Source organism: Shewanella sp. LC6 (assembly GCF_006385735.2).
GTDB lineage: Bacteria > Pseudomonadota > Gammaproteobacteria > Enterobacterales > Shewanellaceae > Shewanella > Shewanella xiamenensis.
The window spans coordinates 4,455,846-4,476,827 of record NZ_CP043902.1 but is presented as its reverse complement, the minus strand read 5'-3'; the positions used below and the strand labels follow the sequence as shown (position 1 = coordinate 4,476,827).

The following is a 20,982-nucleotide window of genomic DNA, read 5'->3' as shown; positions in this document are numbered from 1 at the left end:
TTTTATGCAAGTAACTGTTAAATATTGTGTTATCCCAATGAGATTAAGACTAATTAGTTTATGCTAAAAGGTTATAAAGTCTGTGTGAGATGATTATGGCTGCACTGTGCTATTTGAGAAACGATGCAGCAGTGCATGTGTTGGTTGTGTCGATTTAACGGTAGCTGATAAAACTAGGCTGACACAGGTTTATAAAATGAGGAAAAGTCGGCTTGGTAAATCAGTGTTAACGTTTGCACCCAGCCCCAAGGAGCTGGGTGAAGGTTTGGATAACAGTCGTGAACTTAAACGACCATAATGCCTTATGGGAGTAGGAAGTTTAGAAAAAGTCATCATCTCCTAATGCGCGTCGTAATTCGGCACGTTCGAGATAATCTTCTAAGCGTTTCTTGATTTCACGCTTATGCTGCATTGCCTCTGCTGCTTTGCTATTTCTAGGGGTGGTCATTGCCTCAATTTCAGTATCGTTGGGCACGACTTCAGTAATATGAGCCATAACGAATTCCTCATGTTGTTCCTAACGCCTTTCTATCTAAAAAGAGTGTGGCAGAAAAGCAAAAAATTTTACTCATAAACGCAAATTTTTTTTCCCATACGACAGTGTGTTACTCCTATGGCATTACTGGATTTTTAGGGGAGTTAAGGCTATTTAAGTTTTTGCTGAATTTTGTGATTTAGCGCATAACACTTTCTTTTTATATTGATGTTAAGTCCTACTTAAATAGTCGGATAAACTTGAATTTGCATAAAAATCGAACAACACTTGGGGAAGACACTCAAATGTAACTTTGCTAGGGAAGCTAATATGGACACGGACCGTTTTCCTGAATCTTTCGGCCCCCCAAAAAGTTTTTTCGTTAGTGTGATTCGTTCAAGTTGGCTGATGTTATTTGCCGCGCTGACTTTTATGGGTATTTCTTGGTTTGTTTTAGAGGAATATTTAAGAGATCGAGGCGAAGAGCGGTTTAATAATAATGTGCAGGATTTGTCCGAAGCCGTTACCCGAAGAATGACGGCCTATGAGCAAGTTTTACGTGGTGGAGTAGGGCTTTTTTTGTCCTCCAACGGCGTCACCCGCAGTGAGTGGCATACCTATGTAACCAATGCTCGTTTATCTGATTATTACCCAGGAATTCAAGGTATTGGTTATGCTGAGTTAGTTACGCCTACTATCTTGGATCAATTTACCCAGCAAGTCCGAGAGGAGGGATTTACTGATTTTCGCGTCACTCCCACAGGTAATAGAGAGCTTTACTGTGTTATCAAATATTTAGAACCATTCGACTGGCGAAATCAACGGGCATTTGGTTTTGACATGTGTTCCGAATCAACTCGTCGCACTGCAATTCTAAACGCTATTGCTTCGGGACAAGTTAAGGTGTCTGGCAAAGTTACCTTAGTGCAGGAAACACCCGATAATTCTCAGGCTGGTGTATTGATGTATGTTCCTTTTTATCATGGTCAACCCGTGACAGAAGCGGAACGTCTACAGCAAGCGATAGGTGTGGTTTACGCACCTTTTCGGATGGATAATTTAATGCAGGGCATTATGGGAAAACGTTTTTCCGGTCTAAAACTTGCCATTTATGATGGTTCAGAGGCAAATCATGCCAGTTTAATGTTTAGTTCCCACAAAGCGCTTCCCTCTCCGAAGGATGTTTTTTATCAATCAAAACTAGAAAACATGGAAGGGCAAGTTTGGCGAATAGATGTTTCTTCTGAGTCGCGCTTTATTTCAATTGCAGAGCAAACCCAAAGTATGTGGCTGCAAGTGATTGGCTGCGCCTTTATTCTTGCCTTACTTTATGCAGTGATCAGTATGGCTCGTAACCGTTACCAAGAGTCAATGTTAACCGCCGAATTAATTGCCAATGAAAAACGCTTTCGTCTAGTCATCGAGGCTTCTCCGAGTGCACTGTTTATGGTTGATAAAACAGGCGCGATTACCTTAGTCAATACCCATGCCGAAAGGCTTTTTGGTTATACGAGGGAGGAGTTACTTGGACGTTCAATTAATATGTTACTACCTGAATCGCTTAGGGAAATTCATAAAAAGCATCTATCTCATTACCTGCTTCATCCCATCGCGAAGAATATGTCGATGCGGGATGATCTGTTTGGTTGCTGCAAAGATGGTACACGTTTGGCGATCGAGGTCGGATTAACTCCTATTCACTTTAGTAATGGGATCTACATTTTAACGACGATCAATAATATTTCTGAACGTAAGCGGATTGAAGCGCAGCGTATCGAGCATACGACAGAGTTGGAGCGTATTAATCAAGAGCTAGATAGATTTGCCTATATTGCTTCCCATGACTTGAAGTCGCCCCTCAGAGGTATTGAGCAACTAACCCATTGGTTAAGTGAAGATCTTGCTGATAACACTAATGAAAATGTCCAAAAATACTTAGGTTTAATTCAGAATCGTATCCAGAGAATGGTGTTATTACTCGACGGGTTGTTAACGTTTTCACGCATTGGGCGTGTTGATATTGAAATGGTTGACACTGATTGTCGACAACTGGTCGAAGATATGTTCGCTTTGGTCGCTCCGCCTCAGGGATTTGAATTGGTCATCGAAGGTAATTTTCCACGATTTAAAACGGTTAAAACGCTCTTAGAACTAGTCGTTCGGAATTTAATTAGCAATGCCATTAAACACCATGATAGAGGTGGTGGTGTACTTAAGGTGCAATGTGAAACAAAAGGCCACTATTACTGGTTTAGCGTGATTGATGATGGACCTGGAATTTCTGCCCCGTTTCACCAGAAAGTATTTGAAATGTTTCAAACTCTTAGACCAAGAGATGAAGTCGAGGGAAGCGGTTTGGGATTGTCGCTTGTCAAAAAGACGGTTGAAAGTCTAGGGGGAGAAATTCTACTTGAATCAGCGGGGCGAGGTTGTTGCTTTAGGTTTAGCTGGCCGATGCACATAGTCAACAAGGAGGCGGTATGAGTAATAGCCATGACTATAAACAAGTGACCATTCTGTTAGTTGATGATGATGATGTGGATTATATGGCGGTGCAGAGGTCGATGAAGCAACTGCGTTTGCTTAATCCTCTTGTGCGAGCGAGGGACGGGCTTGAAGCACTTTCAATTCTGACGCATACCAACGCTATCAAGGGGTCATACTTGATCTTGCTCGATCTCAATATGCCCAGAATGAATGGTTTTGAATTTCTTGAACATATTCGTTCTGATCCGACGTTGTCTTCTTCCGTTGTGTTTATGCTGACGACTTCTAGTACCGATGAAGATCGGATGAGAGCCTACCGTCACCATGTGGCTGGTTACATGGTTAAAACAGATATTAAAGATGGTTTCCACAATATTTTTAATATGTTGGAAGGCTACTGGCGCATCGTTGAGCTTCCAAGCGTATAGGATGTGTATATGGATTTACTACTTATCGATGATGATGAAGTTGATAGAACCGCTATTATTCGAGCGCTACGACAGTCCAAGTTAGCTTTTAATGTGGTTGAGGCAAACTGTGCTTTTGATGGATTGAATCTTGCCTTGGAGCGTCATTTTGACGGGATTCTACTCGATTACCTATTGCCCGATGCTAATGGCTTAGAAGTGCTTATCAAGCTCAATTCTATGACTCAAGATCAAACTGTGGTGGTGATGTTGAGCCGTTACGAAGATGAAAAACTCGCTCAGCGTTGTATTGAGTTAGGTGCCCAAGATTTCTTACTTAAAGATGAAGTTAACTCAAGAATCCTGAGTCGTTCAATTCGTTACGCTAAACAGCGCGCCTCAATGGCACTTGCCCTACGAAATAGCCATCAGAAACTGAAAGAACTGGCGGAGCACGATTCACTCACCAAGTTGATGAATCGTTATGGATTTGAGCTGTGTTTAAATCGCGCCATTGCAAGAGCAAAACGCAGTAATGATTTTTTAGCCGTGATTTTACTTGATCTTGATGATTTTAAAGCGATTAATGACACGTTAGGTCACCAGACTGGTGATATTTTGTTGGTGAAAGTCGCATCTAGACTCAGTGCCGTGTTACGGGATGGTGACGTCATTGCTCGTTTAGGCGGGGATGAATTTGTGGTGTTAGTGACTGACAATGACTACAAATATTTCCCCATGATAGTGGCTAACCGTCTACTTAAAGCTTTTGAAGAAGTGTTTTGCCTTGGAGATAACGATGTGATGATTGGCGCCAGTATTGGCGTGGCATTTTATAATGAAGCCGCCTCCGATAGCTCTGAGTTAATGAAATGCGCCGATATCGCCATGTATCGTGCTAAGAAAATGGGGCGCAATCAGATCCAGTTTTATTCCGAGGCGCTAGATAAAGAAGTCCGCTACCGCAATCATATCGAGTCCAGCTTAAAAATGGCCTTAAGGCAGAATCAGTTTAAGGTTTATTATCAGGTGCAAGTTGACGCGCAAACACACCATATGGTGGGAATGGAGGCGTTAATTCGTTGGCAGCATCCCGAAGATGGTTTGATTTCTCCGGACCAATTTCTGCCCATAGCGGAAGAAATTGGGTTAATGGAAGAAATCGGTGACTGGGTATTGTATGAAGCCTGCCGACAGGCCCAATATTGGCTGAGCCAATTAGCATCAACAGGGCATCGCTTTACCATTGCAGTGAACTTATCTGCATCTCAAATTGGGCATATCAACTTATATGAGAAAATCGCCCATGTTCTTAACGTGACAGGGCTAGCGCCCAGTGCACTTGAGTTGGAAATTACTGAAAACTGTTTGATTGAAGAACCCCACGAACATGCCAAGATCCTCGATAAAATAGCCCAACTTGGAGTGCGATTTGCGTTGGACGATTTTGGTACCGGATTTTCATCCCTTGAACATATAAAGTTGTTCCCCATCAGCGTGTTAAAAATCGATAAAAGTTTTATTGCTTCCTACGATAAGGACGAAAAGGACACTCGTTTACTCACAGCGTTGCTTAACTTTGCCTATGGCTTTAACGTCACCTCTGTTGCCGAGGGAATTGAAACCCTCGAGCAAGCGGAGTTTTGTACAGTAAGGCACTGCAATCTATTACAGGGATACTTCTTTTCTCGTCCTCTAGAGGCAAGCGAATTTGAAGCAAGGTTCATTACACCGTTAGTCACTAAATTGTGAAGATTATCTTACGTTTGACTAAGGCTTAGGTTTTCGTCTGGTGAGGAATATTTTCTTGCTTTACACTGAGCAATAGACAAATATCAGCGCCCCTTTCTGATGCAATGTGCTCAGAGCTTCAATCACTGTGTTTAATTTGGTCATTTAGTAATGAAAATCGGTATTTTATCTCAGTTTCCAGAATTGTATTCCACCCGACGTTTAGTGGCCGCCTGCGAAAGCCGTGGTCATGAGGCTGTGGTGATTAATACCTTGAATTGCTACATGAATATTAATTCCGTTAAACCTAGCATTCATTATCAGGGAGAAGAATTAACAGGGTTTGATGCCATTATTCCGCGTATTCATGCCAGTGTGACCTTTTATGGCTGCGCAGTGGTGCGCCAGTTTGAAATGATGGGTGTATTTGCCGCCAACGATTCAATTTCGATAGCACGCTCGCGGGATAAGTTACGTGCTCTGCAATTACTTTCACGCAAAGGCATTGGTATGCCTATCACTGGATTTGCCAATAAACCCAATGATATTCCTGATCTCATTAATATGGTGGGCGGTGCTCCTTTAGTGATCAAGTTACTCGAAGGTACGCAGGGGATTGGGGTGGTATTAGCGGAAACGAAAACCGCCGCTGAGAGCGTGATTGAAGCCTTTTTAGGGCTCAAAGCCAATATTTTGGTGCAAGAGTATATTCAAGAGTCCAACGGCAGTGATATTCGTTGTTTTGTGGTGGGTGATAAAGTGGTGGCCTCGATGAAGCGTCAGGGGCCAGAGGGCGATTTTCGTTCAAACTTACACTTAGGCGGCTGTGGTGAAAAAGTGAAAATTACGCCAGAAGAGCGCAAGATGGCCGTTGCCGCTGTTAAAGCGATGGGATTAGTCGTTGCAGGCGTGGATATTTTACGTTCGAATCGTGGCCCGTTGATCCTTGAGGTGAACTCAGCTCCCGGTATCGAAGGTATTGAGCAAACTACGGGTATTTCGGTAACTGAGCCTATTGTGGAATATATTGAGAAAATGGTGTTAGCACGTAAGTCGAATCGGGCGGTGATCGCTTAATAAAATACGCCGCGATTAACGCGGCGTGTTTCTTAGTTCTTTATTTTATAAATCAAAGCTATAGGAGTAACCTAAAGCGATTTTAGCATCGTCATCAGCCAGATCAGTATCTGATACCATAAAAGAGACTGTGCCCATGCTGGTATCTGCACTAAGTGTTAGGTTGTAATCGGCATAGTTATCCTCACCAAACCAAGCTTCAACCACATCTCCTGTGGAGTAGCCATAGTGGAATGACAGGCTAAGTTTCTCGGTTAAAGGGAAAGATGCTGTGGCGGCAAGATAACTCATATCTTTGTTATCGAGTGGTTCCGCCGCTACGTCATCACCCGCATTGATCACGTGGGAATAACTAAGTTCGACCCACTTCCAGGTAATAGCCCCGTGGAGCTCACCAAAATCGATGCTGCCTTCGGCATCGGGGTAGGCATAATAGAGATAGCCAAAATCATAGCTGAGATCGTCGGTGATGTTGCCACCGTAACCAGCATAGAGGTCTAACTCGTAGCTAGTGTCATTGCCAAAATCGACATTTGATGCCCACGTACCCGCATAAAATCCTGAGTCATGACTGTAGTCAAGACCGCCTTGGATCGCCACCGCATCATTGGTTTGAGTCACTCCGCGCCATAGATAGTTTGATGTGCCGCCAATATTGCCGGATACCGCCGCAAAGACGTTAGTGGTTAGTAATAATCCCGTCGATAATGCCAAAACGCTGTACAGTGATTTTCTCATACTCATCCCCTCGATTGATTTATTTATCGATTCACTCATGCCACTTAAATACGGCGGCATTGGTGCATCATGGTTTTTTCTGATAAGGGAGTTGCTAATCACATGCCATTATTTGAACATCTTTAAAAACAACTGGTTACATAATTTATGTTAATTAAATGTTTTAAAGCGCTCAAAAATGGAGCGGTGGACGCACTGTGTTTGTGCAAAAAATCATCTTTTATGCTTTCGTGAGGGAAAAAAAACGCCTCACAGAGGAGGCGTTTTATAAAATCAATGTCGAGCGAATTAGTTCACACTATCACGCAAGGTTTTACCCGCTTTAAACTTAGGCACAGTGGCTTCAGCGATCTGGATTTCTTTGCCCGTTTGTGGGTTACGACCAGTACGAGCTGCACGAGTCGCTGTTTCAAAGGAGCCAAATCCGACGATAGAGATTTTGTCACCGTTTTTCATTGATTCAGTAATCGCCGCTTCGAAAGATTTCAATGCTCGTGCTGCTTCAGCTTTAGTGATATCGGCATTTTCTGCAATTTTGGCGATAAGTTCAGTTTTGTTCATTTTTATTGTCTCTTCTTTCCGTAGATTTATGTAAGTCAGCGAGCCTAACATGCCACAAGGTTAAAGCGTTGGAAAGCCCTTTGCTGCGGGCTTGTGTCATCGAAGTAACAAAATTGGAGGGTATTTGCGCCATTCGTGACTTAGGTTTTATTCTTCGAGCAACTGATATAAGAGTTGCTTAACCAATTTGGGTTCGAAGGGCTTGTCGCACAGGGCATTCACCCCAGCCTGAGATACATTACTTAAATGTGTATCGTTAGCCTCAGACGAGACCATTAAAATAGGCACGTGGGATTGTTGACTTTCATTACGGATAAATTGCGTTAATGCCAGTCCATCAACGCTGGGCATATTGTAATCAGTGATAATTAAATCAAACATATTATGACGCATTAATTCAATGGCTTGCGCACCATCTTCTGCTTCGGTAATCAGTTTTATCCCCAAATTACCAATAGTTCGCTTGATCACATTACGTGCCATGCGACTGTCATCAACCACAAGCACGCGTACATCGTGCACATCGAAGTGGCTTAAGTCGAGTTCATCGTGGCTGAGCAAATCGATGGTCGCATTTAGCGCCTTGCCTAAGTGTTCGGCATTAAAAGGTTTTGGCAGAATCGCGACTACGCCAGACTGGCGGAAAATCTCCAATTGTTCACGGCGACATTCACTTGAGATCAGCATAAATTGAATATCTTTATATTCACTTTTGCTGCGCAGGTAGTTCAAAAACTCGGTCGCTGTTCCATCTTCAAAATGCATTGCACTGGCAATGAGATCGGGTTTGTGTCGAGCAATGAGTCCTTTAGCCTCTTCAATATTGGCAGCATTTTCGATGCTAACAATGCCTTCTTGCTGTAAGCGCTTGATGATAATGCGGCGCTGGGTTTCCGATGGCTCAATAATAAGCATCGATAATTCGTTAGGCGATAAATGAGTCATAGTCACAAGCTATTGGGCTTTTTTAGAAAGGCGTTAACTTAGGCGAGAAATAACTGCTTCGCAACACATTAAATCAAGCTTTCAATTTTGCAGTTAAATAATCACGGGTTACCCGTGAAAATGCGATCCAATACTGTACTAATAGCAGGGCAATGATAGACAGCACCAGCGGTAACATCGGGATGTTATGACCCTCTACCACCACTTTAACGTCTTGAGGTGTAATCTGATAGGCGATAATGGCAGTAACCCCAAGTGCTGACAGGCCTAAGGTTTGTAATCCAATATAAATTTTGAGCACTAAGCTAGACCAAGGTGCTTGTGTCAGTATGCCAAACAAAACGGGTAATACACCTAAGGTAAACAAATCGAAGGAGGTGGTGGCGACAGCCCGTAATAGGGCAACAATGGCAAACAGAGTATAAAGGGTTATCAATAGGATTAGGCGTTTAGGCATAAAGTTAGGGTTACTGGCTAATGTGAAGTGGAGCAAGTGTAGGAAATGCCCCGAACTGAGTCCAGCATAACCGTATTATCATGTAGAATACGCCTTTGCTTGGGCATTAAATTAGGTTAAGTGATGACAGAAGTAGAATTTTGGGACTTAGTGACCCGCAGTGAACCAGCGCAATCCCAAGAGTCTTTGGTTGAGGCATTAAAGCTGAAACTGAGTAAACTGAGTGATGAAGAGCTAAAAGTCTTTGATAAGCTGTTTGGTCAACAGATGCGCCGAAGTTATTTATGGTCGGTTTGGGGGGCGGCTTATATCATTACGGGGTGTGATTCTGATTATGCCTTTGCCGAATTTCGCGCTTTTCTGATTTCACTTGGACAAGCCAGTTATGAGGCTGTGATTGCCCAGCCTGATTCGTTAGCGAAGTTAACTGCATGGCCAGAAAAGGATGGTTATGCCTATCCCTTTATTGAAGATTACGATCTTATTGCAGGGCAATTATACGAAGACCGAACGGGTAAAGAGTTGCCTTTTATGCCTTCGGGTAAAGCGACTCCCGTAGGCAAAAAATTTAGCACTAAACCCAAAGACTTAAGACAGCAATATCCTGAGCTTAGTGCGCGTTTTCCGTTTTAATTCGCCCTAAGAGCGCAAACATGCGTTACTGGTAACGTCGAAGGTCATGCCGTATTGGGTACACGTTTGGCGCATGAACTGATGCTCCTCCTGTGCTAATTGGCGGGTAAATTCTTGATCGAGCTGCTCAGTCAGGCGTTGCTCTGCAACTTGCTGTGACTGGGCCAGTTTATCGAAGTGCGATTTTACTGCTTGTTGCTGTTCGGCCGTCAGTGTCGCTGCATGGCTAGATAAACTGATCAGTGTGCTGAGTGTGAGCAGAGTGCATAAGGTAAACTTTGTTATCACTGCATGGCGTATGGGGGCCGTTTTTAGCTTCATAGATAAACTCCAAATTAAAATCACCAGAACTCGGTTGGTTTTTAAATCGTCGTTTGGCTTTCATCGTGCATATATGGACCCATCCGGTTTGCAAGACATTCGATAACGATTTTGAGAAGAGTTCATTGCACCCATATATCCGGCCTGTTATTGAGGGATCCCTCTGGCCCTGATGGATATCTGCTTCTACAGTCCTTATCATCCCTGCGGCTTCGTAATGAGCCTATGCCCGACTAAGGTTTTTAGTAGATCAGTCTGACTGTCTCATCATCAAATCAAGTGTCTTAGCAACTTGCTGGTTGGTTAATTATTCACGTTTATTGAATCTATTCAGTACTATACTGGAAGCCGATACTCTTCCTCACGCGCCGCGATAACCCATGCCATTCTCGCGAGTTTATTGGCGACGGCCACACAGGCTCGATTAAAACCTCGGCGCTCTGCTAACTGTATTGCCCAGCAGCTAAATTTATCCTGTTTATGACAACTGTGCTGCAACACCGCTCTGGCGCCGTGAATAAACAGGGTACGTAAATACGCATTTCCCCGCTTGCTTATCCCAAGGAGGTTATCTTTACCTCCGCTGCTGTGTTGCTTGGGAACCAAGCCACACCAAGCTGAAAAGTGTCTACCATTACTGAAGTCTTTACCCTCTCCAGCAGCCGCATAAAAGGCCGTAGCGGTGACGGGACCAATACCTGGGATAGTCTCTAAACGCTGGCAAATCACATTGTTTTTCGTTTCAGTGAGTACTTGGGTATCACAATCCTTAAGCCGTCTTTCTATATCTGTAACCTCTTCATATAACTGATAAAAAATTGTTCGACCTTTGGTAGTCAGCGCATTGGTTTCGTTAGTCAAAATCTCAGGAAACTGTACTTTAAAAGCCGATTTACTTTTGGCTATCACGATGCCGTATTCAGCTAACATACCTCGCACTTGGTTGATTAAGGCTGTTGATTGCTTAGTTAATCGTTCGCGCATTCGGTGGAGCAGTTGCACATCTTGCTGCTCGACGCTTTTGGGTTTTACAAACCGCATGTTGGGTCGCTGCGCAGCCTCCGCGATGGCTAAAGCATCATTGTAGTCATTTTTGTTACCTTGCCGAAAAGGCACGACAAATTGAGGAGCAATTAACTTGACGCTGTGGCCCAACAGCTCAAATTCTCTGGTCCAGTAATTTGCGCCACTACAGGCTTCCATCACAATCAGCAAGGCTCAATTTTCGCGATAAAGGGAAGCAAGTCTTTGCGTCTAAGCATTTTCTTTTTAATTAACTTGCCTGCTTTATCGACGCCAACAGCATGAAAAACAGACTTTGCGATATCTAAACCGATTGTAGTAATCTTCATAGGTGGACCCGTCCTCTTTCTGATGAGTTTTAGCGACTACATCGTGGCCCATTGCGAGGCCGATTTAAAGTGGATGGGTCCATTCCATTATCCATCCATGACCAACAAAACCAAAGGTATTGCTTAGAAATTAAGCTTACCTAGGATATCTTGAACCTTGGCTGAACCATAACCTTACTGCTCGTTACGCATCTCTTGGCATTGAAATCCCTGTTTACGGGAGTCAAAACCACATTTTAGACCGCATTCCCAAGGCACGTTATCGTAAAAAGATGATTGCTCTTTGGCAAAGTCTCGACAGGCCTCATAGCTGTTGAAATTATCAGTTTTTTTATACTTACCAGAATCATAACCATGGGTATAAATAAAAGATGACCAAGTTTCTGGGCGCGTGTCTTTCTCCCCTGAGGAGATAAACCAAATCGCGCTGGTAAAACAGGAAAGTAGGATCAATACAAATACAGGTACAACGGGGAATTTCATTTTTAATTAGAGGTCATAAAACAGTGTGCGAAGGATAATACTTTTTTAGGTAATATGCGCGTTAAAAAGTCACAAATTAATAACTTTATCCCTTATTGGGTATTGGATACAAAAAGATACGATATCATCTGAAATTTTCTATCATATTTACTAATTTATACAAAAGCTTACTGATTATGTGCTGTTAAGGGGAGCGTTTTGCATTAAGCTCGAGTTCAGGTTAGATTTTGTACGGTATAACGCAGAAACTATTAGGCTTAGGAGGCAAATATGAAAGTCCAGTTCCTATTACTCGCCGGTGTGTTGAGTTGCAGTAGTGTGTGGGCCGCCGATGAGGCGAAAACTGACCCTGTGACTGAAGACGGAGTGGTGAAGATTGTTTGGCAAAATCCAAAAGATTTTCGTGATATTAAATCTTCGGGCGAAATTCAGTCCCGTTATGAAAAGCGTTTATTCGATACCTTAACCACAAATATCAATAAAGAAGCCGTAAAAGTCTTAAAACCGAACCAAAAGTTGGAGATGACAGTTACTGATGTCGACTTAGCGGGCGATATGCGTCCAACCTTTGGGGCGACAGCTGATGATTTACGGGTGATAAAAGATCTTTATCCACCCCGTATAACCTTTAGTTATCAAGTGCTTGAAAATGACAAAGTGATCATCGCGGGGGATGAAAAACTCTCCGACATGGGCTTTATGTCCGGCATTCAGTCAGTGAATGACAAGCCATTTATGTATGAAACAAAAATGCTCAGCGATTGGTTGAAAAAAACCGTTGCGCCTAAGTTGTAGGCATTAGTCCCATCTAAGCACTCAAGGCTTGAAGAGTCTCTTCTTGTTCTTCTAACAGGCAAAATCCGTTACTTGCGGATTTTGCCTGTTTTTTTGCCTTGGCACTTAAGGTCGATAGGCTGTGTTCATTGCAGTTAAAGGTATGGGCTGGTGTGAGTACGCCGACGCATAGGCTGATCAACTTGTGATAACAAGCTTGTCCTTGCCTGTCATCTGCCAGCATTTCTTGGGCTTGCCAATGTTCGGCACTATAGAAGAGAGGTTTATTGGTTTCAAAATCCGTCAATATCCGTTGGCAACGATCGATAAGTTGATTGCAGGTACTGATCACCACAAAGTCATCGCCGCCCACATGGCCAATAAAGCAGTTGTCCGTCTTGTATTTCACTAATAGATTGGCGACCTCGCAGATCACCTCATCGCCGCGGCAAAAGCCGTAAATATCGTTGTAAGGCTTGAACTGACACAGGTCAAAATAGGCCAAGTAGAAAGGCTTTTGTTGAGTTCTGAGACGTTTTAGTTCTTCTTGGATCGGCACATTACCGGGTAAATCAGTTAAGGGATTGGCATGCCTTGCCATCTTGATCCTGTGCTCGGTGATCCGCTGGAGCAAATCTTTGGTGTGGCCAATCCCGAGTAATTGCCCTCGGCGCAGAATAATAAATTGCTGGGCGACGGTATTGGCGCTCTCCGAGGTCAATAACTGACTCACAATGGAGAGCGGTTCGTTAGCTTCAATTTGTAGCACTTGGTGATCCATCACCTCGCTAACCGCATGATTTTCATGAAGCGCCCGACCATAGGGGGTACTGAAAAGTTCGAGCAGAGTGGCTCGGCTAATAATCCCCAGCGGCAGTTGATCTTGCGCCACAACGACAGCTTGTAAGGTGGGTTGGGCGCTAAAGGTGTCGCTTAGGTGCTTCAGCTTGAGTGTCGGCACCACTGTTAGTGCACTGGTACAGAGGCTTTCAGCGGATTCGCTATATCTTGGCTGAATTTGGGTGTTGTTAGGGACTAAGGTCGCTTTCATTGCGCGACTTGGTTGTGCCTCTGGACGTCCAAGCAAATAACCTTGGCAATAAACAATTCCTAGCTGTTTAAGTACGGCTAGTTCTTCTTGGGTTTCAATTCCTTCGGCAATCACTTTACAAGTAAGGCTTTGACAGAGTTCGACAATCGAGCGCACAAACTCTTGTTTAACTGGGGTCGAATCAATTTGGTGGATAAAGTGCCGATCGATTTTTACATAGTCGGGGGATAACTCTGACCACAGCCGTAAACCCGAATAGCCTGCACCTAAATCATCAATAGCCGTCATAAATCCTTGGCTACGATAGTGATTCAGGCAAGATTTGAGTAAATCAATGTCATCGGCGGGATATTGCTCCGACAGCTCAATTACCACTTGTGAGGGTGAAATCCCGAGTTGTTGCAACAGTTGCAGCGTCATACCTTTAGGGTGAGCCGGATCGAGCAGGGCTTTTGGGGAAATATTGATAAACAAGCGCCCTTGAAACTGACGTAGCTTAAATTGCTCCAGCGCAATACGGCGGCATAAGGTTTCTAACTCACTCAACTTGCCTTGATGCTCGGCGGTTTTAAAGAGGGGAACGGGTGAATAAAGTGGGCTGTGTTCTGGCCCACGACTGAGCGCCTCAAAGCCGTGGATCTTATGTTCCAATATATTGAAAATGGGCTGAAATAGGGGGCTGATTGCCCCCTTCGCAATTATCTTATCAAGCTCTTGTGCTAGATCTAAACTCGTCATTACTTCTGCCCCCGCAACAATGTTTGCGGAGTCTATGACTTAGAAATGACAAAATGATGACAATTTGTGCGGCTGAAAATCCACTCGTGGAAATGGAATTAACTTTGCTTTTTAAAGGCGTGCAGCGTTTGCAGCAGCGCGGCCAGTTGACGCACTAAGGTTTCGAGTGCGACGGGGTCAAGGCTAGTGTGTTGCTGCAATTTAGTTAAGTCATCGACCAGTTCTTGCACGTATGGCAAAAAGCGATTGCTTGAAACCATAAACCCTTGTTCGGCTGTAAAGATACTCGTGAATTTTCCATGGCCAGCTTTTTTCAATTCATCTAACTTAGCGTCGGCATCGATGGCTTGGCGATAGGCGATTTGAAGATTTTCTTTCAGTTGCTCTATAACCTTAGTGTGTGGCATAACAGCGTCTCATTGCAAAATTTGCAGGAATTATAAGGGGCAAAGGATATGGCAACAAGTCGGTGGCGACTATTACTCGTACTCTTAAGTGTTACGCTGTTTGCAGGTGGGATAACTTGGGCTGCACCTTCGGATAAACCGCCATTTTATCGTGTGCAATGGCAGGGGAAATCAGCTTATCTGCTGGGCTCTATTCATATTGGTCGTGCTGATTTTTATCCTATGCCTGCACAAGTTGAGGCGGCGTTCGCCAAATCCAAAGGACTTGTTGTCGAAATCGATATGAATAAGGTTGATAGCCGTGCCTTATTGCAAAAATACGGTATGGCAAATTCAGCGCAAGGGCTTGATTGGCAAAGTAGAGATAAACAAACAGTCGCTACAATGAACCAATATTGTGGGGATAAAGCGAGTTTATGTCAGTCAATTCAAGCTTTCGCGCCTTGGCTACAGGCATCTCAACTTAATCTATTACGCTACAATGGCTTAGGTTTTAGCACCGATTATGGTGTCGACATGCAGTTGCTTGGGCGCGGGGATAAGCCGGTTTATGAGTTAGAGACGGCTGACTCACAGTTTCAATTACTTGCCTCCTTCGATAGTCAAATCCAGTGGGCAATGGTACGTGAAGCTATTGATGCGCCGGATGCTGAGCTGCTCTCACTGGTTGATGCATGGCGCAGTGGTGATGAAGCCGCGCTGGATACGCTAATGCAGGAGCAACTGGGTGGCGAGGGTGATACACAGATGCTGGATAAAATTCTCTGGCAGCGTAATAAAGTCATGGCTGATGGGATAATAAGATTGATGGGTTCAGTAACTGCTAGCGAGCCTTTATTTGTAGTGGTGGGAGCGGGCCATGTGGTTGGCGATAAGAGTGTGGTGCAACTCCTTAAGCAGAAGGGCGCGACAGTAACCGCCTGTTGGCGTGAGCAATGTGACTGATCATACTGATATTTAGTGATTTGACTGGGATTGTGCTTGGGACTCTGAGTTTTAACGCACTTGGTGCACTGAGTTAGGAGCAAATCATCGGGTGATTTAATAATACAGGACGCCAAGGCGTCCTGTATTATTTCGCGATATTACTCAGATGCTTGGGACGTTGCAGCGCTTTGCCCTAAAAAATGCACATAACGACCGAGCGAAATATAGGGCTCGCGTTGCGAATATTCGAGCTCCATCGCCAGCAGTTTTTGATAGTCAAAATCCGCAGCTTGCTGTTTTTTCAAATAATCGTGAATGACTCGCACGCCCGACTCGCGCAGCAGGGTCATGTGCCATTCGGCAAACCATTGTTTAACATCATGGATATAAAGCGGGTGCGTTGGCGTGAGGCGTACCTTCTTCTTCACTTTTAGATCGGCGGCCACATAGTCGAAATTACCCGACACGAGCGCATGGAATCGCATCGCTTCTTTATTATAAAACATCAGCGAAAACAGCCCATTGGGCTTAAGCATGGTCAATAAGCCTTCCATGGTGGTCTTGGCATCGACTAGCCATTCAACCACGGCATGACAAAGGATAAGATCGAACATGCCATGTTCAGCAATCGATAAGGCTTGAATGGGCGAATGTACTAAGCTGATGGCCAATGGCGTGTCGCTGGCATCGATTTGCTCTTTCGCTTGGGCGAGCATTTCGGCGGAAATATCGCACAGTACGACTTCATGTCCGAGGCGTGCTAGCTTTTGGCTGAAGTAACCAAAACCGCCGCCGGCATCTAAAATTCGTAATTTTTTATCGCCAAATTGCGCTAATGCAGGAGCAAGATCGCGCCATAGCACGGCAGCACGGATTTCACCTTTAGGCGTGCCATAAATATTCTTCGCGAATTTTTGCGCGAGTTTATCGAAATTCTTATCTTGCACGGGTTAACTAAGTTAAAGACTGGGGGCGATAGTGTCGCACAGGCGGCATATTTTCGCACTTTTCCTGTAGCTGCGATGATTGTTGCTTTAGGAGTTGAGTGTAACTTTTTGATTTTAAAGGTAGTAAAAAATCCTACTTTACTTAGGGATACCCAGAACTCGATCCTCTAGGGTATAATCATGCCGTTTTCGATAAACCTGACTCTAATATACCCAAGCGACCTGAAGATATGAGTTTCAGAGCGTCTAGGGGGCTTCAATTCAAGGCGCATCAATGAAGGAATGTGAACACCTTGTGAATTGATGCAACACCGAAGTGGAGTGCCCTAGGCGCTCCGTCTCGGCGGGTTTTAACGCTCTTTATGCTGTGTTGGTTATTTTTAACTTAGTCCACTAGGTCCGCAAATAACCGCCTTGCCTAAAGAGCGTTACATTCCCGCTGAATCCTCATCTTCAGGTTGTTTGGGTATAATTGTCCATTCGGAGAGTCAGCATCAGCCCTTTTAAGACACTGTTTTGCCTGTTTTACACTCGTGATTTTTTGATTTTCCAGATGTTATGCATCTGTCCGAGGGTATTGCTGGCTATCCGTGCATAGGGATAGTTAATTAAAAGGTACTCAGACTTGAATAATGCATATTGTGTTGAATTGAACGCGATGCCGTCGCTGTTTTCTCTTTATCGCAAGATTTTCTTTGGCCGTAAACCCGGTTGGGATCAACAGCCGCTGCCTTATATCAAGGTGAGCGCGCCCAATGTGAAGGTGTCCGAGGCAAAAGTCAGCCAATATGCGCAAGTGTGTGGTTTTGATTTCGACGGTAAAATATTACCTCCCACCTACCTTTATGTGATGGCATTTCGCCTGCACGCGGTGATTTTTACCCATGATGGCATTACCTTCCCGTTACTTGGGATGATCCATTTAAAGAACCGTATTCAAGTTTATCGCCCGACGACGGTCGATGACGTGTTTTCCCTGGAATGCGCGCTAACAACCAGCCGTGAAACTGATTCGGGCTTAGAATTTGAGTTTGTTTCTAAGGCCTTTGTGGGCGAAGAATTGGTGTGGGAATCGCTGTCGACTTACCTCTATCGCATAGAGACTGCCGGTCGTCGCGTTCGTCCTCCAAAGGCACTTGAAATGGCTTGGGACTCGCCTCAATCATGGGAGTTGAGTGAAGATTTAGGTCGTCGTTATGCCAAAGCGTCGGGTGACTATAACCTGATCCACTTGCATCCGGTGCTGTCGAAACGTTTTGGTTTTGACCGAGTGCTGGCCCATGGTATGTGGTCTAAGGCGCGCTGCTTAGCGGAATTGATGCCTGAGATTGGTGAGCGCCCCTTTGTGGTCGATGTTGCCTTTAAGCTGCCGTTACTGATGCCTGCCGAAGTGGGATTTGGTTACGAAAAGTCGCCAGACAAGTGGGTGTTTGAGCTGCGAGACAGTAAAGGTCGCAGACCGCACCTCAGTGGTGAAGTACAGCTTTAAGCAGGATCAAGATAACGGCGCCAAGTGCGCCGTTATTGTTGGTGTTGTTTGAGGGGGGGGGGGCGTGGGTTAAGGCACGCTGTGTCCGGTTGATGCTTGCCAGATACTAAACCATTGCTGCCGGTCTAATGTGAGCGTCCGTGCGGCCACCGCGGTTTTTATCCTCGCGATATTACCACTGCCAATAATCGGTACGGGTCGACTCGGTAACATCCGCACCCAAGCATAAATCACTTGGCTGATATCTTGGGCGCCAATCTCATCGGCGATGACTGCTAAGGTTTGTTGCAAGCGAATGGCCTGTGGATGGCTATTGTCAAAGATTTTTCCGCCGCCTAAGCAGGACCAAGCCATCGGCCGAATGCGCCGCTCCTGACATAAATCGAGACTGCCATCGTGTAAACTCGCCATCATTAGCGGAGAGATCTCCAGCTGATTAGTGACTAAGGGCTCAGTTAATCTCGACTGCAATAATGACAACTGCGCATTGGTGAAGTTAGATACCCCAAAATGTTGCACTTTCCCAGCTTGTTTTAAGTCAGCAAAGGCATCGGCCACTAGATCGGCGTCCATTAAAGGATCGGGTCTGTGGATCAGCAACAGATCTATATAATCGGTTTTAAGCGACTTTAGTGATTGCTCCACGCTGGCAATAATATGCGCTTTGGAGGTGTCGTAATGGTTCACGTAGCGCTCGGGACGGCAATTGAAGGCGGGTTTTATGCCGCATTTGCTCACTAATTGCATCTGCTGTCTTAAGGCGGGTTTTAGCGCTAATGCTTCGCCGAACAGGGCTTCGCACTGGTATTGGCCGTAAATATCGGCGTGGTCCATAGTGGTCACACCTAGGTCTAAATAGTGTTCTATCAGATTAAGTCGCTCGGCGGGTGACATTTGCCAATTGTGCATTCGCCAAAAGCCGGCAACAAACTCTGAAAAAGTAAAAGGGGATCCGTTCATGTTGTTTCTCTTTTGGGAATCTGTATTTTGTAGGGTGAAGGGCCTTGGTCGATTTATTTGATGCAGATTAAGGAATCGCTCATTAACCCTTTCGATGGCTATATATCTTAAAGCTAATCACCTACTATCCGCCATATTCAATCAGCGGTGGCTGATACAAACTGTTTGCACGCTTTTGTTCCGTATACTCATTTCCTATAAAAGTTTGTATACCAAAGTTCCAGAGGAAAATATTACCCATGCTAACCGATATGGAGATTTCGCGCCGCGCGCATCTAAAAGATATCGCACAACTTGGTGCAGAGTTTGGGTTGTTGCCCGAAGAGATGCAGCTATTTGGTCATACCAAAGCTAAGGTGGAGCCACAAGTACAGCAGCGCTTAGCCGGGCAACCAAAGGGGAAGCTGATTATTGTGACCGCAGTGACGCCAACGCCCCATGGTGAAGGCAAAACCGTGACGACTATTGGTTTAACGCAATCGCTCAAGGCGCTCGGCAACAAAGTCTGTGCCTGTATTCGCCAGCCAAGTATGGGGCCTGTATTTGGGGTGAAAGGTGGCGCCGCAGGCGGTGGTTACGCCCAAGTGGTGCCCATGCAGGAGCTGAATTTGCACCTAACAGGCGACATTCATGCTGTGAGTAGCGCACATAATCTTGGTGCAGCGGCGATTGCTTCTCGGCTTTACCATGAGACGCGTTTGGGGCGGGCGGAATATGAGCGTCAATCGGGATTAAGGTATTTAGATATTGAGCCTAAGGGTATTCGTTGGCACAGGGTGGTTGATCATAACGACCGTTGCTTGCGGGAAATTGAGGTGGGATTGGGTGAAAACAACGGTCCTGCTTATCATTCAAGATTTGATATTACTGCCGCTTCAGAGTTAATGGCGATTCTGGCGCTGAGCGGCAATCTGGCGGATATGCGCGCACGTATAGGTAAGTTAGTGCTAGCCCTTAATCGTCAAGGGGAAACCATTAGCGCGCAAGATCTTGGTGTCGCAGGTGCGATGACAGCGATTATGGCGGAGGCGGTAAAACCCACTTTAATGCAGACCTTAAACGGTGCTCCTTGTCTTATTCATGGGGGCCCCTTTGCCAATATCGCCCACGGTAACTCATCGGTGATTGCTGATGATATTGCGTTAAAGTTAGCCGATTTTGTGGTGACCGAAGGTGGGTTTGGTTCCGATATGGGCTTTGAAAAGTTCTGTAATATCAAGGCGCGTCAGTCGGGATTAACCCCGAGCGCCGCGGTATTAGTGACCACTTTGAAAGCACTTAAGGCCAATAGTGGCCTATCGTCCGATGCGGATATTAATGCACCAGACCAAGTCCGTCTTGAGGCGGGTTTTGCCAACTTAAACTGGCATATCAACAATGTAGCGCGTTACGGTATTCCCGTTGTTGTTGCTATCAATCGTTTTGCCACCGATACGGACGCCGAGCTTAACTGGTTAATTGAGGCTGTAAGTGCTACCGCGGCATTTGGTTGCGAACTTAGCGAGGCTTTTAGCCAAGGTGAAATAGGCGCCATTAGCCTCGCACAAACCGTAATCCGTGCCTGTGAGCAGCCAAGCGAGTTTCGGTTGTTATATCCTGATGATATGGACTTAGAAGCTAAATTATCGATCTTAGCTGAAGTGGGTTATGGCGCCGCAGGGGTGAGCTTATCCGATGCGGCTAAGCTGCAATTACAGGAACTCAACTCGCTTGGTTATGGGCATTTACCTGTTTGCATGGCGAAAACACCCTTATCCATTAGCCACGATCCTCAGCTTAAAGGTGTGCCCCAAGGTTTTATCGTGCCTGTGCGTGAATTAGTGTTAAATGCGGGCGCTGGGTTTATCACTGCGCTGGTGGGCAATGTGATGACCATGCCAGGGCTTGGGTTAAGTCCTGGTTATTTAAAGGTAGATATCACCGTAGATGGTGAGATTACTGGATTAGGTTAGTTTGTTAGCCATTTGAATGTAAAGATGAAAAGGCGCAATCAAAGATTGCGCCTTTTGTTAAGAATTCGCT

20 protein-coding genes and 1 pseudogene are annotated in these 20,982 nt (G+C 45.0%); 9 read left to right on the top strand and 12 right to left on the bottom strand.

The window, feature by feature from the left end:
• Positions 1-319: 319 nt before the first annotated feature.
• Positions 320-496 (bottom strand): hypothetical protein, encoded by a 177-nt coding sequence (locus tag FJD32_RS20040; RefSeq protein ID WP_011621344.1) that lies wholly within the window; start codon positions 494-496, stop codon positions 320-322.
• Positions 497-805: 309 nt separating this feature from the next.
• Between FJD32_RS20040 and FJD32_RS20035 the strand changes: the two genes are divergently transcribed.
• The 4 genes from FJD32_RS20035 to rimK all read left to right on the top strand — a co-directional run bounded on the left by FJD32_RS20035 (position 806) and on the right by rimK (position 6,177).
• Positions 806-2,959: a CHASE domain-containing protein gene (locus tag FJD32_RS20035; protein ID WP_037428657.1), complete on the top strand. Its 2,154-nt coding sequence runs from the start codon at positions 806-808 to the stop codon at positions 2,957-2,959.
• Entirely contained in the window at positions 2,956-3,390 is a 435-nt protein-coding gene (locus FJD32_RS20030) for a response regulator (protein WP_037428655.1), read from the top strand. Before FJD32_RS20035 ends, FJD32_RS20030 begins: the two co-directional genes overlap by 4 nt.
• Before the next feature lie 9 nt (positions 3,391-3,399).
• The gene (locus FJD32_RS20025; protein WP_037428652.1) at positions 3,400-5,121 is read left to right on the top strand and encodes a GGDEF domain-containing response regulator; all 1,722 of its coding nucleotides are present in this window, start codon (positions 3,400-3,402) and stop codon (positions 5,119-5,121) included.
• A 150-nt stretch (positions 5,122-5,271) separates the two neighbouring features.
• Positions 5,272-6,177, top strand: coding sequence for a 30S ribosomal protein S6--L-glutamate ligase (rimK, locus tag FJD32_RS20020; protein ID WP_037414013.1), 906 nt, complete (start codon positions 5,272-5,274; stop codon positions 6,175-6,177).
• A gap of 45 nt (positions 6,178-6,222) precedes the next feature.
• Here rimK and FJD32_RS20015 read toward each other — a convergent pair whose 3' ends face one another.
• From FJD32_RS20015 to FJD32_RS20000, 4 genes are all read right to left on the bottom strand, one after another.
• Positions 6,223-6,915, bottom strand: coding sequence for a TorF family putative porin (locus FJD32_RS20015; protein ID WP_037428649.1), 693 nt, complete (start codon positions 6,913-6,915; stop codon positions 6,223-6,225).
• Positions 6,916-7,203: 288 nt separating this feature from the next.
• A complete protein-coding gene (locus tag FJD32_RS20010) occupies positions 7,204-7,527 on the bottom strand; it encodes an HU family DNA-binding protein (protein ID WP_219848070.1) in 324 nt (107 codons plus the stop codon).
• A 96-nt stretch (positions 7,528-7,623) separates the two neighbouring features.
• Entirely contained in the window at positions 7,624-8,421 is a 798-nt protein-coding gene (locus FJD32_RS20005) for a response regulator (protein WP_037428647.1), read from the bottom strand.
• Between the two features lie 73 nt (positions 8,422-8,494).
• A complete protein-coding gene (locus FJD32_RS20000; RefSeq protein ID WP_037428713.1) occupies positions 8,495-8,878 on the bottom strand; it encodes a hypothetical protein in 384 nt (127 codons plus the stop codon).
• 123 nt (positions 8,879-9,001) lie between these two features.
• Here FJD32_RS20000 and FJD32_RS19995 point away from each other — a divergent pair, with 123 nt between their 5' ends.
• Positions 9,002-9,511: a DUF4240 domain-containing protein gene (locus FJD32_RS19995; RefSeq protein ID WP_037428645.1), complete on the top strand. Its 510-nt coding sequence runs from the start codon at positions 9,002-9,004 to the stop codon at positions 9,509-9,511.
• Positions 9,512-9,517: 6 nt separating this feature from the next.
• Here the strand turns inward: FJD32_RS19995 and FJD32_RS19990 are convergent, their stop codons facing one another.
• The 3 genes and pseudogenes from FJD32_RS19990 to FJD32_RS19980 all read right to left on the bottom strand — a co-directional run bounded on the left by FJD32_RS19990 (position 9,518) and on the right by FJD32_RS19980 (position 11,667).
• A complete protein-coding gene (locus FJD32_RS19990) occupies positions 9,518-9,832 on the bottom strand; it encodes a hypothetical protein (protein ID WP_037414024.1) in 315 nt (104 codons plus the stop codon).
• A gap of 336 nt (positions 9,833-10,168) precedes the next feature.
• Positions 10,169-11,184 (bottom strand): annotated as a pseudogene (locus tag FJD32_RS19985) (IS110 family transposase).
• A 174-nt stretch (positions 11,185-11,358) separates the two neighbouring features.
• A complete protein-coding gene (locus FJD32_RS19980; RefSeq protein ID WP_037430176.1) occupies positions 11,359-11,667 on the bottom strand; it encodes a hypothetical protein in 309 nt (102 codons plus the stop codon).
• Between the two features lie 270 nt (positions 11,668-11,937).
• Here FJD32_RS19980 and FJD32_RS19975 point away from each other — a divergent pair, with 270 nt between their 5' ends.
• Positions 11,938-12,462, top strand: a complete 525-nt coding sequence (locus FJD32_RS19975; protein ID WP_037430174.1) for a DUF3016 domain-containing protein — start codon at positions 11,938-11,940, stop codon at positions 12,460-12,462.
• Positions 12,463-12,475: 13 nt separating this feature from the next.
• Here FJD32_RS19975 and FJD32_RS19970 read toward each other — a convergent pair whose 3' ends face one another.
• Both FJD32_RS19970 and FJD32_RS19965 read right to left on the bottom strand, forming a co-directional pair.
• The gene (locus FJD32_RS19970; protein ID WP_037430172.1) at positions 12,476-14,230 is read right to left on the bottom strand and encodes a GGDEF domain-containing protein; all 1,755 of its coding nucleotides are present in this window, start codon (positions 14,228-14,230) and stop codon (positions 12,476-12,478) included.
• Between the two features lie 98 nt (positions 14,231-14,328).
• Positions 14,329-14,637 carry a hypothetical protein gene (locus tag FJD32_RS19965; protein ID WP_037414094.1) on the bottom strand — a complete coding sequence of 103 codons (309 nt, stop codon included), beginning with the start codon at positions 14,635-14,637 and terminating at the stop codon, positions 14,329-14,331.
• 48 nt (positions 14,638-14,685) lie between these two features.
• On the opposite strand from FJD32_RS19965, the gene FJD32_RS19960 reads away from it, so the two are divergent.
• On the top strand, positions 14,686-15,582 hold the full coding sequence (locus FJD32_RS19960; RefSeq protein ID WP_037430171.1) for a TraB/GumN family protein: 897 nt from the start codon (positions 14,686-14,688) through the stop codon (positions 15,580-15,582).
• 140 nt (positions 15,583-15,722) lie between these two features.
• Here FJD32_RS19960 and FJD32_RS19955 read toward each other — a convergent pair whose 3' ends face one another.
• A complete protein-coding gene (locus FJD32_RS19955) occupies positions 15,723-16,511 on the bottom strand; it encodes a methyltransferase domain-containing protein (protein ID WP_088586184.1) in 789 nt (262 codons plus the stop codon).
• Between the two features lie 658 nt (positions 16,512-17,169).
• Between FJD32_RS19955 and FJD32_RS19950 the strand changes: the two genes are divergently transcribed.
• Entirely contained in the window at positions 17,170-18,000 is an 831-nt protein-coding gene (locus FJD32_RS19950; RefSeq protein ID WP_080612392.1) for a MaoC/PaaZ C-terminal domain-containing protein, read from the top strand.
• Between the two features lie 69 nt (positions 18,001-18,069).
• On the opposite strand, the gene FJD32_RS19945 is transcribed toward FJD32_RS19950, so the two are convergent.
• Positions 18,070-18,960, bottom strand: a complete 891-nt coding sequence (locus tag FJD32_RS19945; RefSeq protein ID WP_037430162.1) for an aldo/keto reductase — start codon at positions 18,958-18,960, stop codon at positions 18,070-18,072.
• A gap of 239 nt (positions 18,961-19,199) precedes the next feature.
• Here FJD32_RS19945 and FJD32_RS19940 point away from each other — a divergent pair, with 239 nt between their 5' ends.
• Complete coding sequence (locus FJD32_RS19940) at positions 19,200-20,912, top strand: formate--tetrahydrofolate ligase (protein ID WP_088586183.1); 1,713 nt, start codon at positions 19,200-19,202, stop codon at positions 20,910-20,912.
• The last annotated feature ends 70 nt before the right edge of the window (positions 20,913-20,982 follow it).